Below are 15893 nucleotides of genomic sequence, written 5' to 3'. Positions count from 1 at the left end.
TAAGTTAGATTGGGTTAGATTAAGTTGGAGTAAGGGAAAATTTATATTTTCTTACATGAATAAACTAATCAACCCAATCAACCCTCACCAACTCACACCTTCCCAATCATTTTATTAATCACCTCCCTGTAGCTGTCGCTTAGGGGCACTTCGGTATTGACGAGTTTTATGCGGGCTCTGCGAAGCTGGGATACGTGCTGCAGGTTTACCACGAATGATTTATGCACCCTGAAAAACTGCTCGGCAGGCAATTGCAGTTCCACAGCCTTAAGGCTGATGCGTGATAATACCGGTTTTTGCTGATTGGTGAAATGAACCTTCACATAGTCTTTGAGCCCTTCAATATATTCCACCTGGTCAAAGCTGATTTTGATGAGGTTGTAATCGGCATGCAAAAAGAAATAATTTTTTACCACAGGCTGGGGTACATAACTCCGGCGAAGTTCAAACAGGTCGATAGCTTTGTGACAGGCTTTTAAAAAACGGTCAAGCGGCACCGGTTTTACCAGGTAATCAATTACATCCAGTTCAAAACCTTCCAGTGCAAATTTTTCATAAGCCGTTACGAATATCACCATGGGGCGCTGGGTGAGGCTTTTAATAAGCTGTAAACCATTGATGCCGGGCATATAGATATCGCAAAATATCAGGTCGATCTGCTCCTTCTGCATGGCCAGGATGGCTTCACCGGCATTGCGGCAGCGCGCTGCTATTTGTATGCTATGCACATGTTTCAGGTTATCTTCCAGCAGGTCAAGGGCCAGCGGCTCGTCGTCAATAATCAGGCATCGCATCATTTAAGTTCAATTTGCAGCATTACAATATAAGTTTGTTCGTTTTTATTGATGTATAAGTTGTGTTTACCGGGGTAAAGTAGTTCCAGCCGCCGTTTTACGTTGGCTAAACCAATGCCGCTGTCATTATCCTTTTGCTTTTCCGCTGCGTTATACACGTTTTGTACTGTAAACCGCAGTGTTTCTTCGTCGGCAAAAAGCGTGACCGCTATATCGGGCCTGGCAATATCGCCGGTACCGTGCTTAAAGGCATTCTCCACAAAAGGGATCAGCAGCATGGGCTCGATAGTTTTATCAGGCGCTTTTATATCCGATTTAAAGTAAATTTTTACCAGGTCGCCAAAGCGCAGTTGTTGCAGGTCGATATAACTGCGCAGGTAATCTTCTTTTTTTTGCACCGTTACCATTTCGGCATCAGTAACATACAGCATGTAACGCAATAATTTTGATAATTGTATAAGCGTAGGCTCAACTGCCGCAGGATTTAACCTGGATAATGCCACAGCGCTGTTTATAACGTTAAATATAAAGTGCGGACTGATTTGCGAACGCAGAAAAGCCAGTTCGGACAGGAGCGAGGCATTGGTTATATCCTTCTTTTTATTCATCGCCCTAAACTGATCGGCAAGGTAATGGTAGGCGAAGCTGCCGGCAGTTATAGATAGTAACGGAAACAGTACAAAGAAAGGCCCGTGTGGTGCCCGGCCTTCCATATCTTTCACATTAGGCAGCGGGAAATGCGGCCTGGCATATAATAACACGATATTAAAAACTACAAATGATGCCAGTAAAGCCAAAAAATAAAACCAGATATTCTTTTTTAAAACCTTGGGAATGAGTACAAAGGCATTCAGGTAAAACTCGGCGGCAAGTACCAGGTTGAAGGTGATAATACGCCCGGGCGAAAAAAAGTGCTGGGGCATGCCCCGCATGTCCGGTCGGGAAATAATAGGGGTATAAATAATAAGCGCCCAAAATAGCAAGTGGATAAACACCTCGATAACAAGCGCCGGCTTTATGCGGTTAAACATGCGGGCTAAGGTAAACGCATTTATCCATCGTATTAAATACAATAGACGAGCGGCTGAAATGTGCCGACGAAAGGGGTTTTAGTTCTGAGTTCTGAGTTCTGAGTTCTGAGTTCTGAGTTCTGAGTTCTGAGTTCTGAGTTGGCATTATGTTAAATAGTTAAAATAATCATAAGTCAAGGAGTTTTCTATAATGACCAATGACCAATGACCAATGACCAATGACCAATGACCAATGACCAATGACCAATGACCAATGACCAACCGCCCCACTGCGTCATTATTACACAATAATAGTGGCGTAATTTCCACAAACTATTACGCAACTTAAAATTAAGTGCTGTTTTAAGGCTTTTAACCCACATTTAATAATTGGCATTGCAATTGAATATAACTTAATATCCTTCTCAAAGGATTGTTTTTCATAGGTAGATGTAAAGGCCGATAAAACTGCGAGAGTTTTTCGGCCTTATTTTATTTGCTGCCTGATGATTGTTGAATAACCGGAAGGCCAGCTTCACCGTTCTTTTTACTTAGTACTATCAAGTGCCTTGCAAAATATATAATTAGGTCCGTTAAAAAATCAACAAAACAATTATCTTAGCCATTGAAAGTCGCGATCTTTACTCGTTGTTTTAAACCTTAAACCCACAAACCGCTATGCATATTTTTTTACGCGCCAAACACTGGCAATTGTTCCTTTTATCGTTTGGTATCCCTATGTTGCTGCAAATAGTAATGATGGGCAGTATTATTACGGGTTTGAGCCCTAACGCCGGTCCCGATTTTATATTTAGCTATTTTAAATTTTTTCCGCTGCTTATGTTGCTGTTTATGGGCACAATGTTTGGCTGGTTTTGGTCGGTGGCCACAGGCTTACAAAGCATGGTTCCTGCGGGTATAAAAATGAAAGGTACTTTATTTAAGGTTTTTCTGCTTATCCCTGTAATATATATAACAGTCCTTTGTATAACTCTTCCTACCTTATTTTTGTCTCCCCATTTTAATAACGTTCATAACCCGGCACCAATTTTATTGGCTTTTTCAGTTATTGTTCCGCTGCATTTATTTAGCATGTTCTGCATTTTTTACTGTATGTATTTTGCCGCAAAAACTATTAAAACAGTCGAGCTTCAGCGCGAGGTTACCTTTAGCGATTTTACCGGCGAGTTTTTCCTCATCTGGTTTTTCTGCATCGGCATCTGGATATTACAACCAAGAATAAACAGGTTGGTCAATCAACAAAAAGAGGAAGTTATTTAGTATCCAATATCGTTTAGGCTACAATTTCTTAGACCACTGGTTTTGCTATCCACTGTTAGCTGGTAAGCCTGTTGTTATTGCCAATGCTATCAATTGCGATATTATTCACCGTAAGTCGTTATTGCTGTTTATTGCTCAATTTTAAGCTTGATTGAGTTTTTCAGCACCGGGTAGTGTATTAAATTTTATGTTATGATATAGGTAAGGTTATCGTAAATGCGTTCATGTATCTGTATTAAATCAGCCTGCAGAATCCACCCCCGCTTGCATCATTCCAATAAATATCTATACATTAGTACAACCAATTATAAACCATTTAATTCCTGTCTGCCATGATCAAAACGCACTTTCAGCAAGGCCTGTTTGGCTGTTTGTTTTTCGTTATTTTATTTTCTGTAGATGCCAAAGCGCAAAATAAGGATGGCTGGCGACAGCTTTTTAACGGTAAAGACCTTAACGGCTGGAAACAGGTGGGCAAGGGCAGCCGCTATGTAAAGGATGGCTTAACCGGCAGCCACGGGGGGATGGGCTTATTGTACTGGACGAAAGAAAAATTTAGCAATTGCACCATCCGCGTAGTTTATAAAATGCAAAAGTTTAACAGCAATGCCGGTGTATTCATCCGCATACCGCTGGAGCCACGCGAGGAATGGATGCCCGTATTTTATGGTTATGAAGTGCAGATAGATAACCATCCGGAAACCTCCAAAGAGGACGACTACCATATTACCGGCACCCTGTACTCGCTTACCAAGCCATTGGCCAAACCCGGCAAGCCCGGCCCGCAGTGGAATACCATGGAAATTACACTGGATGGCCCGCGAACTATAGTTGTTGTTAACGGTCAAAAAGTAACCGACTATAAGGAGGGGGACCCGACACCGGCACGTAAATTTGATTTTGAGCCGTTCCGCGGCATCCGCCCCAATGAGGGCTACATAGGCTTGCAAAACCATGGCGATGACGATGTGGTTTTTTTTAAGGAAGTAGCTGTTAAACCATTGCATAAATAATGACTATGGAGCAATTGGATGAAGCAACAGGCAATAATGGCATAAGCCGTGCCGACTTTATAAAAAAGGCCGCTATAGCTACGGCCGGTTTTTACATTGTACCCCGTTTTGTGCTGGGTGGCAAGGGTTACACCGCGCCAAGCGATAAGCTGTATATTGCCGCGATAGGCTGCGGCGGGGAGGCCGAGAACGATATTAAGCACTTTGCCACCGCGCCTAAAAAAAATGCCGTTATAGCCTTTTTATGCGATGTTGACGACAGGCAGGCCGCACCACGCCGCAAAGAGTTCCCCAAAGCGCCTTATTATCATGACTGGCGCGAGTTGTTTGATAAGCAGCATAAAAACTTTGATGCTGTAACCGTGGCCATCCCCGATCATAACCACGCTTTGGTTGGGTTGAGCGCCATGCAGCTCAAAAAGCATTTATATCTGCAAAAGCCATTAACACACGATATTTACGAAGCCCGTATATTAACCCAGGCATCCGAAAAATACCAGGTGGTAACCCAAATGGGCGATCAGGGTGCATCCTGTGATGGTATGCGCACCATGCGCGAATGGTTTGAAGCCGGCCTGATAGGCGATATCGAGAAAGTATACTGCTGGACCGACAGGCCGGTTTGGCCGCAAGGCATTTCCTGGCCAAAAACAAGCCCGCCAATTCCTAAAGAACTCAAATGGGATTTGTGGCTGGGTACTGCAAAGCAAATCAACTATATTGATAACCTGGTGCCCTTTAACTGGCGCGGCTGGTGGGAGTTTGGCACCGGTGCGCTGGGCGATATGGGATGCCACATTATGGGGCCTCCTTTTAAACTGCTTGGCCTGGGTTATCCAACCGAAGTTTCGGGCAGTGCCAGCACCGTTTACAGCGGCATTTTTAAAGAAGGTATTTACCCCGAAAGCGGGCCGGTATCCAGTGCTATCAAGTTTAAATTTAAGCAGCAAAATGGTAAAAACCTCGATTTGCATTGGATGGACGGCGGCATAACGCCCGAGCGCCTTAACGAGCTTGACCCAGCCTTAAACATGAATGAAGCGTTGGGCGATTTCCCCGGCGAAAATGATTTTGAAGGCTGTACATTATTCATCGGCACCAAAGGAAAAGTTTCCTGCGGATGGGGAGGGAGCCATCCCCGACTGCTGCCGCTGTCGCTAAACAAGGATATAAACGTACCCGAAAAATACCCGCGCGTTGCCGGCGGTATGGATGGCCATTGGTGGCAGTGGGTTGATGCCAGTATAGCTGGTTACGGCAAAATGGAGGTGGATTCGCCATTTGTGGGGTATGCAGGGCCATTGACAGAAACAGTGCTGATGGGCAACCTGTTGCTGCGCACCTTTAACCTGCGCGAGAAAATAAAACGCAACGATCCGGTTTATGGCAACATGGAAGGCTACAAATTCAGCGGCAGGTACACCGGCTTGAATTGGGATGGCGAAAACATGCGCGTAACCAACTTTGAACCCGCCAACCAATACATCCGCCGTACTTACCGGCATGGTTGGGGCGAACTGAAATTGTAATTAACCCGGGAAATATAAAACCGGGCGAGTGATAAATGTCACCCGCCCGGTTAAAATGTTTTTTGTCAATTTATAAAGCTACTGTTGTACTGTTAGTCACCTTCCAGATAGCACTACCTGGTACAGGGAAGCTTACGCCGTTGGTATTGCCCCGGGTTGCGGCATCCTGTCCAAAATGGTATAGCGGATGCCCTTTATAAACAAGTTGTGTTTTTCCGAATACGTTAATAGTGGTAAACTGGGTTTTATCAAAAATTGAGGGGATGCTGGCTACCCCGGTAACCTCAAAAATGGGCCACGCGGCATTATTGCTAAAATCGGCTTTGGTAAAATTGTTTTTGCCGGATGCATCTTTGCTAAACATGTACAATGTAAGCCCCTTGTCATCAGTTATAAATTGCGATGCTCCCGTGCCTGCAATGCCTTGATCGGTGTACTGGGCTTTGTCCAGCCCGATAAGCTGGGCGTTGCCAAACATAATAGTATAGTCGGCTTTGGCTATGGCCCAAAGGTTGGCAACCTTATCACCATTGGTATCACCGGCTTTAAGGTCTTTGCTGTAATAATATAATGGCCATCCTTTATAGGTACTTTGTTTACTGCCGTCGGGCCTGTCAATCACACCAAAATCTGATGATGTCAGGCCGGCGCCAATGGTCAACCCTGCTTTGTAAAATACGGGCCAGGTAGTAGCGCAACCGTCAACACAGGCCGAAGCGCCGCTTACATCTTTAGAGAAAAAATAAAGCGAGAATCCGTTGTTATCTGTAAGTAATTTGCCGAAGGTGGCATTATCGGTCAGCACAACTCCGGTTAATTCCGGCGTTGGTATAATCCGGTTCGAACTTTTACTGCATGAGGAGCCCAACAGCACAATGCTTACAAACACAGCAATGATAGCATGAGGTAACTTGTAATTTTTCATAGGTTTTAATTTAAGATGTAGTTGATTTTATTAGTCATTACTCTAAAAAAGGGTAAATGGTTGCTTTTTAAGAAATGTAAAATTTAAGGTGCATGTAAATGCTCGACGTGAGGTTACGGCGTGTACAGGGTTTTGTAGAAGTGTATCGGTAAGGAAAAAATGTCATTTCGAACGAACATGGGAGGGGCTTGAACGCTGGCGTGAGGAGAAATCTTGTACGCCCTGCATTCCGGGCGGATAATTGTGATGCAGGGCGTACAAGATTTCTCACTCGTACCTCGTTTCGAAATGACAACTTTTTTTACATAAGGCTCGTGTATACGAAACAACTTGTTCGGGCAGACTCAGAGGAATATAATTAAGCCTCCCCAACCGGGGGAGATTCAGAATGGGCCACTTCTACCAGCCCCAATACCCATATTTTACCTGGGTATATTAAAAAAACACATTCGCAGCGTTTAATATGGAACAGATAAAAATAAATATCTATCTTTTCAACTAATATGAGCACGCGTATTTTAACAGCAACAGATATCAACCTTACATATACCCCTGTAATCAATTTCGCCCTTCAGCAAAACCATGTGCCGGTAATCCGGTCGCTGGTAATTAACAACACTACCGGGGCCGATTGGAATGCCCTGGAAGTTGAAATTACTGTTGAACCGACTTTTGCGCCTTCATGGAAAAGGATTTACGGGTATGTAAAACAAGGGGATGCCTTTGAAACAGGTGCTATACAGCTCAATCTATCAGCCCAATACCTGGCCGAATTAACCGAGAAGGTATCGGGTACCATAAATATCATTATCCGTAACGGCGATGAACTGCTATTGGCTGAAAATCGCCCGATAGAACTGCTTGCTTACGACCAATGGAACGGATTGAGCTTGCTGCCCGAGATGCTGGCGGCTTTTGTAACACCTAATCACCCGGAAATACCGAAGATCCTTCGCCGGGCATCTGCCATTTTACAAAGCTGGACGGATAACCCGTCATTTGATGATTACCAAAGCCGCAGCCCCGATAGGGTACGTAAGCAAATGGCCGCCATTTACGAGGCCATTGCCGAGCAGCAACTGATATATTGTACCGTACCTGCCAGCTTTGAAGAAAGCGGACAGCGCATCCGTTTGTGCGATGCCATATTTGCCAACAGGCTGGCCAATTGCCTCGACCTATCGTTGTTATACGCCGCCTGTATGGAGGCCGTGGGTATCCACCCGATTATTATCATAGTGAAAGGGCACGCCGTTGCCGGCGGCTGGCTGGTTGACGAATCATTTGCCGATGCAGTGAATGACGATCCATCGCTTATTACCAAACGTACGGCGGATGGCATAAGCGAGATAGCCATTGTAGAAGCTACCTGCATGAATGCCGGCAACAATACCTCATTTGATTCGGCTGCGGCATCGGCGGGGCAAAAGATGCTGAACGCCAGCGAATTTATATTGTTTATAGATATTAAGCGGGCCCGTTTTAGCGGGATACGACCGTTGCCCTTGCGGATACAAACCGCTGCAGGCTGGGAGATTATTGAAGAAAGCCGCCAGGAGCGGGCCAACGCCCTGCCCGACGAAATTTACGCCGGGCAAAAGCTAAAAAATGTAGATCATATCGAGATTTCCAAGCAACGCCTCTGGGAACGTAAATTACTTGACCTTACGTTGCGTAATAGCCTGCTCAATATCCGGATAACCAAAAGCGTAGTACAGTTTATGACCGTGAATGTAGGTAAACTGGAAGATGCCCTTGCCGATGGGCAGGAATTCCAGGTGTTGCCAAGGCCGGCCGATTGGGATAACTCGCTGCGCGATGCCGGTATGTACCAGGCGCTGCACCAATCGGACCCGATTGCCGAGCTGATACAGCACGAGCTGAGTCAAAAACGTATCCGTAGCTTTTTACCCGAGCCGGAGCTAACCAACGGCCTTACCGGTTTATTCCGGGCCTCGCGGTTATCCATCGAGGAGAATGGAGCTAACACCCTTTATATCGGCCTGGGCTTGCTAAGATGGTACGAAACTGATGCCAGCGAGCGGCCAAGGTATGCTCCTGTGTTGCTTATTCCGGTCGAGATCATCCGTAAATCGGCTCAAAAAGGCTATGTAATTCGTAGCCGCGACGAGGAAACCATGGTGAACATTACCTTGCTTGAAATGATAAGGCAGGATTTTGGAATCACCATTGGCGGCCTGGATACATTACCTAAAGACGAAAGTGGGGTAGATGTAAAGCTGATATTTAACATTGTACGCCAGGCCATTATGGCCAAATCAAGGTGGGATGTGGAGGAACAGGCGGTACTGGGTACATTCTCGTTCAGTAAATTTATCCTCTGGAACGATATTCATAACAATGCCGAACATCTTTATCGCAATAAGGTGGTAGCCAGCCTGGTATCGGGCAAGCTGGAGTGGCAGGCACAGGAAAATGCCGATGTATCGCTGATACAGGATAGCCAGCTGCACCCGGCAAATATCGCGCTCCCCATCAGTACCGATTCGTCGCAGTTGCAGGCCATCGTGAGTTCGGGCCAGGATAAAAGCTTTGTGCTGCACGGGCCCCCGGGAACCGGTAAGTCGCAAACTATTACCAATATTATTGCCAATGCCTTATATGCAGGGAAGCGGGTGCTTTTTGTAGCTGCAAAAAAAGCTGCTCTTGAGGTGGTAGAAGATAGACTGGAATCGATAGGCATAGGCGATTTCTGCCTCGAACTACATTCCAACAAATCAAAAAAAACAGCAGTGTTGGAGCAGCTGAAAGCAGCTACCGAGGTGGCCCGTAAAGCCGCCCCCGAAAGCCACCGCGACGAGGCCGACCGCCTGTTTGCCCTGCGAAATGAGTTGAATACCTATGTTGAAGTGCTGCATAAAAAATACCTGTTCGGGTATTCGTTGTTTGATCTGTTTAGCAACTACAGCCGTTTTGAAAAAGGGGAGGATAGGGTATATTTTGCATCAGCCGCGATAGCGCAGCTAAACCCTGCAAAGCTAACTGCCTGGCACGATGTGGCCGAAGAATTACAGGTAGCCGGTGCACTGATAGGGCAGCCGGCCAATCATGCCCTGCAATACATGCGTTTGCAGCAGTATAATAACCAGGTAAAGCAAGATGCCGGCCAATTGATTGAGCACCTGCTTGACCATTTAAGCAAATACCAAAGCCAGCTTGTTGGTGTAAGCAGGTTGCTGAAAATAAACGGGTTGGTTAAAAGCAAGGAACAGCAGCAATCGTTACATACCCTGGTAAGCTTACTGCTTGAATTGCCCGATATCCCGGCTTCATTGCTGCAGGCCGATTTCCTGGAGCAAACCTTTGCCCAGGTGGTAGGCGTTGCGACCCACGGGCAACAGCGCGATAAACTACGTTCGGCCTTGCTTGGCCGGTACCAAAAGGAGGTTTTAAGTATACCAGCCCAAAGAATTTTATCTGAATGGAATATTGCCGACGGTAAATGGTTTTTACCACGGTGGTTGGGCCAGCGGGCAATTGTTAAAAATATGCGTGCGCTTTCGGCCACAGGGCAAATTGATAAATCGGCTATAGTTCAGGACTTGCAGCAGGTGATAGCCTTCCGTGCAGAACAGGATGTGATTGACAAATCCTCTTTTTTACCCGGCCTGCTCGGCTTTTTATGGAAAAATGGCGATCCCGACTGGGACGCGTTGATCCGTATCAGCGACGCCGTTATCAATATTAACCGCGCCGCAGGAACGCATGTAGGTGCTACCCAGTTAAGGGAGTGGCGAGCGACATTATCGCGCGAGTTTACCGAAGGCAGCAGGGCGTTTATTATCCAAAACTCCGGCACGCTAAGCGGCTTACTAGCTACAGAACAGCAAGTGACAACTACCGAAGGGCAAATTCAACAACTGTTGGGTATAAACTTTGCCACGTTGCCCATTGTTACCGGCGATTACACTGCCGACCTGATTGATGAGGCCGTTAAGTGGGTGCAACACCTGGATGAATTGAAAGATTGGTACAACTGGACATTGACACGGGATAAAGCCCTGGCCGCGGGATTAGACCCCTTGCTTACCGCTTACGAAAAAGGTAATATGGCAAATGCCGACCTGGTGAGGCAGTTTCAGAAAGGATTTTACCGCTCGGCAGCCGAATATATATTAAGCCTGCACCCGGAGCTGGCCAGTTTTAACAGTGGCCTGTTTGGCGAAAAAATAAGAAAATTTCGCGAGGTGAGCAGCAAGTTTGAAATGCTTACCCGGCAGGAGTTATATGCAAGGCTGGCAGCAAACATCCCGTCGTTTACGCAGGAGGCTTCACAAAGTTCGGAAATTGGTATGTTGCAGCGGGTGATCAGGAATAATGGCCGCGCTATGTCTATCCGGAAGATTTTTGACGGCATTCCTAATTTGCTGCACCGGCTGGCCCCTTGTATGCTGATGAGCCCGATATCGGTAGCCCAGTATTTTGATGCCGGGAACCCCAAGTTCGACCTGGTGATATTTGATGAAGCATCCCAATTGCCCACCTGCGAAGCAGTTGGCGCCATTGCCCGTGGTACAAATGTAATAGTAGTTGGCGACCCTAAACAAATGCCGCCGACCAGCTTTTTTGCCACCAATAACTTTGATGAGGACAATGTGGAGAAGGAAGACCTTGAAAGCATCCTGGACGATTGCCTCGCGCTATCCATGCCATCACAACACTTGCTGTGGCATTACAGGAGCAAACACGAAAGTTTAATTGCGTTTAGCAACGCCAAGTATTATGATAACAAGCTGCTTACCTTTCCGTCAACAGATGATATTACCAGCAAAGTAAGTTTTGTGCCTGTTGAAGGGCACTACGATAAAGGCAAGAGCAGGCAAAACAAGTACGAAGCCAAAGCGATTGTTGATGAGGTGATTAAGCGATTGTCTGATCCGTTGCTGGCCAAAAGGAGCATTGGTATTGTAACATTTAGCTCGGTGCAGCAACTGCTGATTGATGATATGCTAACAGAGGTCTTTGTACTTAGGCCCGACCTGGAAAAGATTGCCCTGGAAACCGGCGAACCCCTGTTTATCAAAAACCTGGAGAACGTTCAAGGGGATGAACGCGATGTTATCCTGTTTTCGATAGGCTATGGGCCGGACGAGAAGGGGAAGGTAAGCCTGAACTTTGGCCCGGTAAACCGCGATGGCGGCTGGAGGAGGCTGAATGTAGCCGTATCAAGGGCAAGGTACGAGATGAAAGTATTTTCAACTTTAAGGTCAGATCAGATAGACCTTAACCGCACATCATCTGAAGGAGTAGCAGGGCTAAAAGCATTTTTAGCTTATGCCGAAAAAGGAAAAAGCGCTTTGCCGCCACGCGCATCGGTAAAACTAAAAGAAGATGGCGGGTTTGAGCTGAGCATAGCCGAATCGGTTCGTAAACATGGTTATGAAGTGCACAGCCAGATAGGATGTTCTGATTTCAGGATCGACCTTGGCATTGTGGATAAGGAAAATCCATCGGCATATATCTTAGGTGTGTTAACCGATGGTAAAAACTATCATGCGGCAACCACCTCGCGCGATAGGGAGATAGTACAGGTTGATGTGTTAAAGTCGTTAGGATGGAATGTGCACAAAATCTGGTCGACAGAATGGTGGGAGAAGCCGGACAAGGTTATCAGCGGCATAATGGACGCGGTTACTAAGGCAGAAGAAAGTAAAAAGAAAGCCGCCGAACCGGCTGTAACCGAAAAAGCTAAACCGGTACCACCGCGCCCCGAAGATTTAAACAACAAACCATCGTTTAACCAGGCTGCTGCGGAAACGCAAGCCCCGCCGGCAGCCCCGGCTATTTCAAAAGTTGCCGAGGAATACGAGGTTAGCCACTTAGATACTGTTCATACCCTAACGGCCGACGATTTTATTATGCAGCATAACCGTGGCAAGCTGAAAGCGCAGGTATTTAATGTATTGCAAACAGAATCGCCCATAAGCAAGGATCTGCTCATCAGGCGGGTTTTGGCAGCGTGGGGAATTAGCCGGGTAACGGCGCGGTTTGTTAATCACCTGGATGGAGTATTTGAGCAGATGAACCTTACCCAAACCAAAACCGCAGGGGGCAATGTTTATTTCTGGAAGGTAGACCAAAGTCCCGAAAACTATAGCATCTACCGCGTAGCCAAAACCGATTCCGATAAACGGGATGCTGATGACCTGCCGCCCGAAGAGGTAGCAAATGCGATACGCGAAATTCTTCATAACCAGGTAAGCCTGGCCCGGGCCGACCTCGTAAGGGAAGGGGCGAAGCTGTTTGGTTTTGCCAGGATAGGCGCCAATGTGGAAAGCGCTATGCTAAGTGGTATTAATATTGCCGTGAACAAGGGTTTTGCAACTGTAAATGGCGAGCGTGTAGTTTATAATGGTTGATTTGTGTGCGTAAAATAGCAATGCGTATATAAATATTGCAAACTGCTAACTCAAAACTGCCAACTTTTTAACTACCTTTGTACCCTTAACTGCAAACTGCCCACCGGCAAATTGCGAACTCAAAAAAATGGGGTCGACCGGAATTGACAGGATGGAGATAAGTAGGTAAGCATGCAGCGCGTTGGGTGAATTAGCGCTTTAATCTGAACGCTCAAACTTACAAATGGCGAAAATAACTACGCCTTAGCTGCCTAATTTAGAATTAGCATAGCTTTTGTCCCGCCGGTTCTGCGTTTCATTGGATCGGCATCAGGGGCATCGACAAATGAAACTGGCCTGCTTGGGGTGTGATAAGCGGGCGAGATAAAGCACCTACGGAACACGGTACAGGTAAGCGACTGACCTTCCTGTTCCCGACAATTAAACAGAAGCTAAGCATGTAGAAAGCTTACCTTATACCATGTTTGGACGAGGGTTCGAATCCCTCCGGCTCCACAAAATTACTTACCGTAAGTTGAACGTATGTTTGGCTTACGGTTTTTTGTTATTAATTCTGCTCTTTTCTGGGTTTTAAAGTGGTGTCAAGTATTTCATCAAAAGATGCGTACCAACAATTATGTCCAAATTGATTGAAGGAGTATAATGCAATATCCTTATCTGTCGATAAAGATATTGGAACCATGTGGGGGTATACAACACCAAAGGCAAGTGTTTTAATCAAAAAATGCACATTATTTATAGCCAGTAATTTGTCTTGCTTATGCTCGGTTGGGACATATTCTATCTTGTATACTGAAAAATTTGTATCTGATACATTTATGAAAGCTTTATAAACAACCGCGCCAGTCCAACTTCTTGTAAGGTATATAATATCATTCCAACCATAAATGTCCCATTTGTCTTCCATGCACTTAGCCTTGTAAGCAGCTCCCTCTATTTTCGAGCCATTATGTGGATACTCCAGATTTACATCCAGCATCTGGCTGCCATCCATTTTAAAACCAATTAATTCTTGTCCGATACTTTGTCTTTGTTTATTGAATAATTCTGCAACGAATTTATCCCTAGTAAAAGACAAGGTATTTTGTGTTAAGCTTCTGATATCGAGTATGTGTTTATTAAATGGGTTCTCATCACCTAACTCATACCATTTAAATTGATATTCTTGATTTTGGTATTGATGAGTTTCTGATTCTTTGATCGTTTTCCTTTTGAATAAGCCAAACATAGATTGTTATTAAGGTCAACGTAAATCTAACTATTAGAATTATCATAAATAGGTTGATTGATTAGATTTTTCCATGGCATCAATTACTTTAAGAAAATCTTTAAGTAAAAACAAAAAATCTTCGTTTTCGAGCAATGAAATAGGATTAGGTTCTAACCCCTTCCCTCCGGCTCCACCATACTGGATAAGTGTTGTAAATCAGCACTTATCCAGTATTTTTTTCCTCCAACTCTTTGTTAGTCAATATTATGCAATCCGCAACTTCGTTGTGTATTAAATTGCTTATAAGTTCTTATAATCAACACTGGCAGACGTTTAATAGCCTCTTACATTGCATGATTAGATTGATATTTTAAAGATAGTGTATTAACCTGAGTGGTCTTTTCATCATATCTTCTTAATATTGAGTATAACCTCCCGTGGACGTAAAGTGAGTAATGGCCATGCTGCCGGGATTTTCTCTGTAGTACTAATATTAAACGATTTAAAAATAGCATAAAGAACAAACGCCATTTCGGCCATCGCAAAATTATTGCCGACACACATTCTTGGACCTGCGCCGAACGGCAGGTAATTTCTGATGTTCTTATCAATTAATCCTTCCGGGGTTAAAAACCGTTCGGGATTAAATGTCAGCGGGCTCTCCCAATAACCTTCATACCGGTGCATCCCATAAATATAAGTTAAAATGCTGGTGCCTGCCGGGAACGAAAAGCCGCCAAACTGATCGTCTTTTATAGCTACCCGCTCGTTTATCCACACTGAAGGATACAGGCGCATACCTTCATTAATTATGGCATTTATATAGCTATCGCGCGGGCTGTCCAACATATCTATTTCGCCTGTCGTGTCTATTAATTTTTCACAAACCTGCGGGTTTGAGGCAATAAGATATAATAGCCATGAAAGTGTGCTGCCAGTTGTTTCATGCCCTGCAAAAAGCAGGATAAGCAACTCGCTGATGAGTTGTTCTTCAGACATTCCTTGTCCGGTGTCTTCATACCGAGCATTTAGCAGCATTGCTAACAAGTCGTTATGTCCCGTTTCATCTGTCCGCCGCTGCGCGATAATACCTCTTAGCATATCCCTGATACCATCCCATTGCTTAATCAGCTTTTTCTCGGCCCCTGTTACGGGGTATAAAAATCTTCTGAAAGGCTGAAGAACATCTTTGGCCATAAAGTCCTGCAGATCTATAAAGCCCCGGCACAATTCATCGGTCATCTCACGGGACATATCGATATTAAATAACGAATTGAGCAACACCGAAAAGGAGAGCTCACGCATTAACGGATATACATCGACCTGCGCCCCCTGCGGAAAATTGGCTATATAGGTATTCACGGTATTCATCACCGTTTCATACAGTTGGTTTATACTGTTATGGTGAAAGGCAGGCTGTATAAGCCGCCTTTGTCTTCGCCAGTCATCCCCGTTTACAAAAAGCAGGCTCGTGCCTAATTGCTTGTTAACTACATCTGTATCCAGCCTGGCTTTTTGATAATTGGTGTGATTTTCCCGAAGGACATAATTGACAAAACTGCTATCCCTGGTAACTATTACCCGCCCTTTTCCAGGCATAAATCCGGAGTAAGTACCCCCGAACTTTTTTATTTCCCCGGAGACATAGCTTAGCGGATCTTTTATTGCTTTGAATGATCCGGCTAAGCTTTGAAGCGTGTTATTGCCGGCAGGGAAATGATATTGATTGCTCATAGTGTTTTGCATTTATG

The 15893-nt window shown here is 45.2% G+C and carries 9 protein-coding genes and 1 other RNA gene; 5 read left to right on the top strand and 5 right to left on the bottom strand.

Features of this window, described 5'->3' with window-relative positions:
• Positions 1-92: 92 nt before the first annotated feature.
• Positions 93-797 carry a LytR/AlgR family response regulator transcription factor gene (locus AC1DU2_RS22545; protein ID WP_477365773.1) on the bottom strand — a complete coding sequence of 235 codons (705 nt, stop codon included), beginning with the start codon at positions 795-797 and terminating at the stop codon, positions 93-95.
• Complete coding sequence (locus AC1DU2_RS22540; RefSeq protein ID WP_477387038.1) at positions 794-1825, bottom strand: sensor histidine kinase; 1032 nt, start codon at positions 1823-1825, stop codon at positions 794-796. The genes AC1DU2_RS22545 and AC1DU2_RS22540 overlap by 4 nt, the downstream gene beginning before the upstream one ends.
• Before the next feature lie 657 nt (positions 1826-2482).
• On the opposite strand from AC1DU2_RS22540, the gene AC1DU2_RS22535 reads away from it, so the two are divergent.
• From AC1DU2_RS22535 to AC1DU2_RS22525, 3 genes are all read left to right on the top strand, one after another.
• The gene (locus AC1DU2_RS22535; protein WP_477387036.1) at positions 2483-3085 is read left to right on the top strand and encodes a hypothetical protein; all 603 of its coding nucleotides are present in this window, start codon (positions 2483-2485) and stop codon (positions 3083-3085) included.
• A 332-nt stretch (positions 3086-3417) separates the two neighbouring features.
• Positions 3418-4098, top strand: coding sequence for a 3-keto-disaccharide hydrolase (locus AC1DU2_RS22530; RefSeq protein ID WP_477387034.1), 681 nt, complete (start codon positions 3418-3420; stop codon positions 4096-4098).
• Between the two features lie 5 nt (positions 4099-4103).
• Positions 4104-5627, top strand: a complete 1524-nt coding sequence (locus AC1DU2_RS22525; protein ID WP_477365761.1) for a Gfo/Idh/MocA family protein — start codon at positions 4104-4106, stop codon at positions 5625-5627.
• A gap of 70 nt (positions 5628-5697) precedes the next feature.
• Here AC1DU2_RS22525 and AC1DU2_RS22520 read toward each other — a convergent pair whose 3' ends face one another.
• Complete coding sequence (locus AC1DU2_RS22520) at positions 5698-6552, bottom strand: hypothetical protein (protein ID WP_477365758.1); 855 nt, start codon at positions 6550-6552, stop codon at positions 5698-5700.
• A gap of 503 nt (positions 6553-7055) precedes the next feature.
• Here AC1DU2_RS22520 and AC1DU2_RS22515 point away from each other — a divergent pair.
• Together AC1DU2_RS22515 and ssrA are read left to right on the top strand one after the other, a co-directional pair.
• Positions 7056-12932, top strand: a complete 5877-nt coding sequence (locus AC1DU2_RS22515) for a DUF3320 domain-containing protein (protein WP_477387032.1) — start codon at positions 7056-7058, stop codon at positions 12930-12932.
• A 129-nt stretch (positions 12933-13061) separates the two neighbouring features.
• Positions 13062-13430, top strand: a transfer-messenger RNA (tmRNA) gene (ssrA, locus tag AC1DU2_RS22510).
• 49 nt (positions 13431-13479) lie between these two features.
• Here the strand turns inward: ssrA and AC1DU2_RS22505 are convergent.
• Entirely contained in the window at positions 13480-14160 is a 681-nt protein-coding gene (locus AC1DU2_RS22505; RefSeq protein WP_477387030.1) for a hypothetical protein, read from the bottom strand.
• Between the two features lie 387 nt (positions 14161-14547).
• Entirely contained in the window at positions 14548-15876 is a 1329-nt protein-coding gene (locus tag AC1DU2_RS22500; protein ID WP_477387028.1) for a cytochrome P450, read from the bottom strand.
• Positions 15877-15893 lie beyond the last annotated feature (17 nt).

The organism is Mucilaginibacter sp. P4_C11, assembly GCF_056402115.1.
This window is presented reverse-complemented; position numbering and strand designations above follow the sequence as displayed.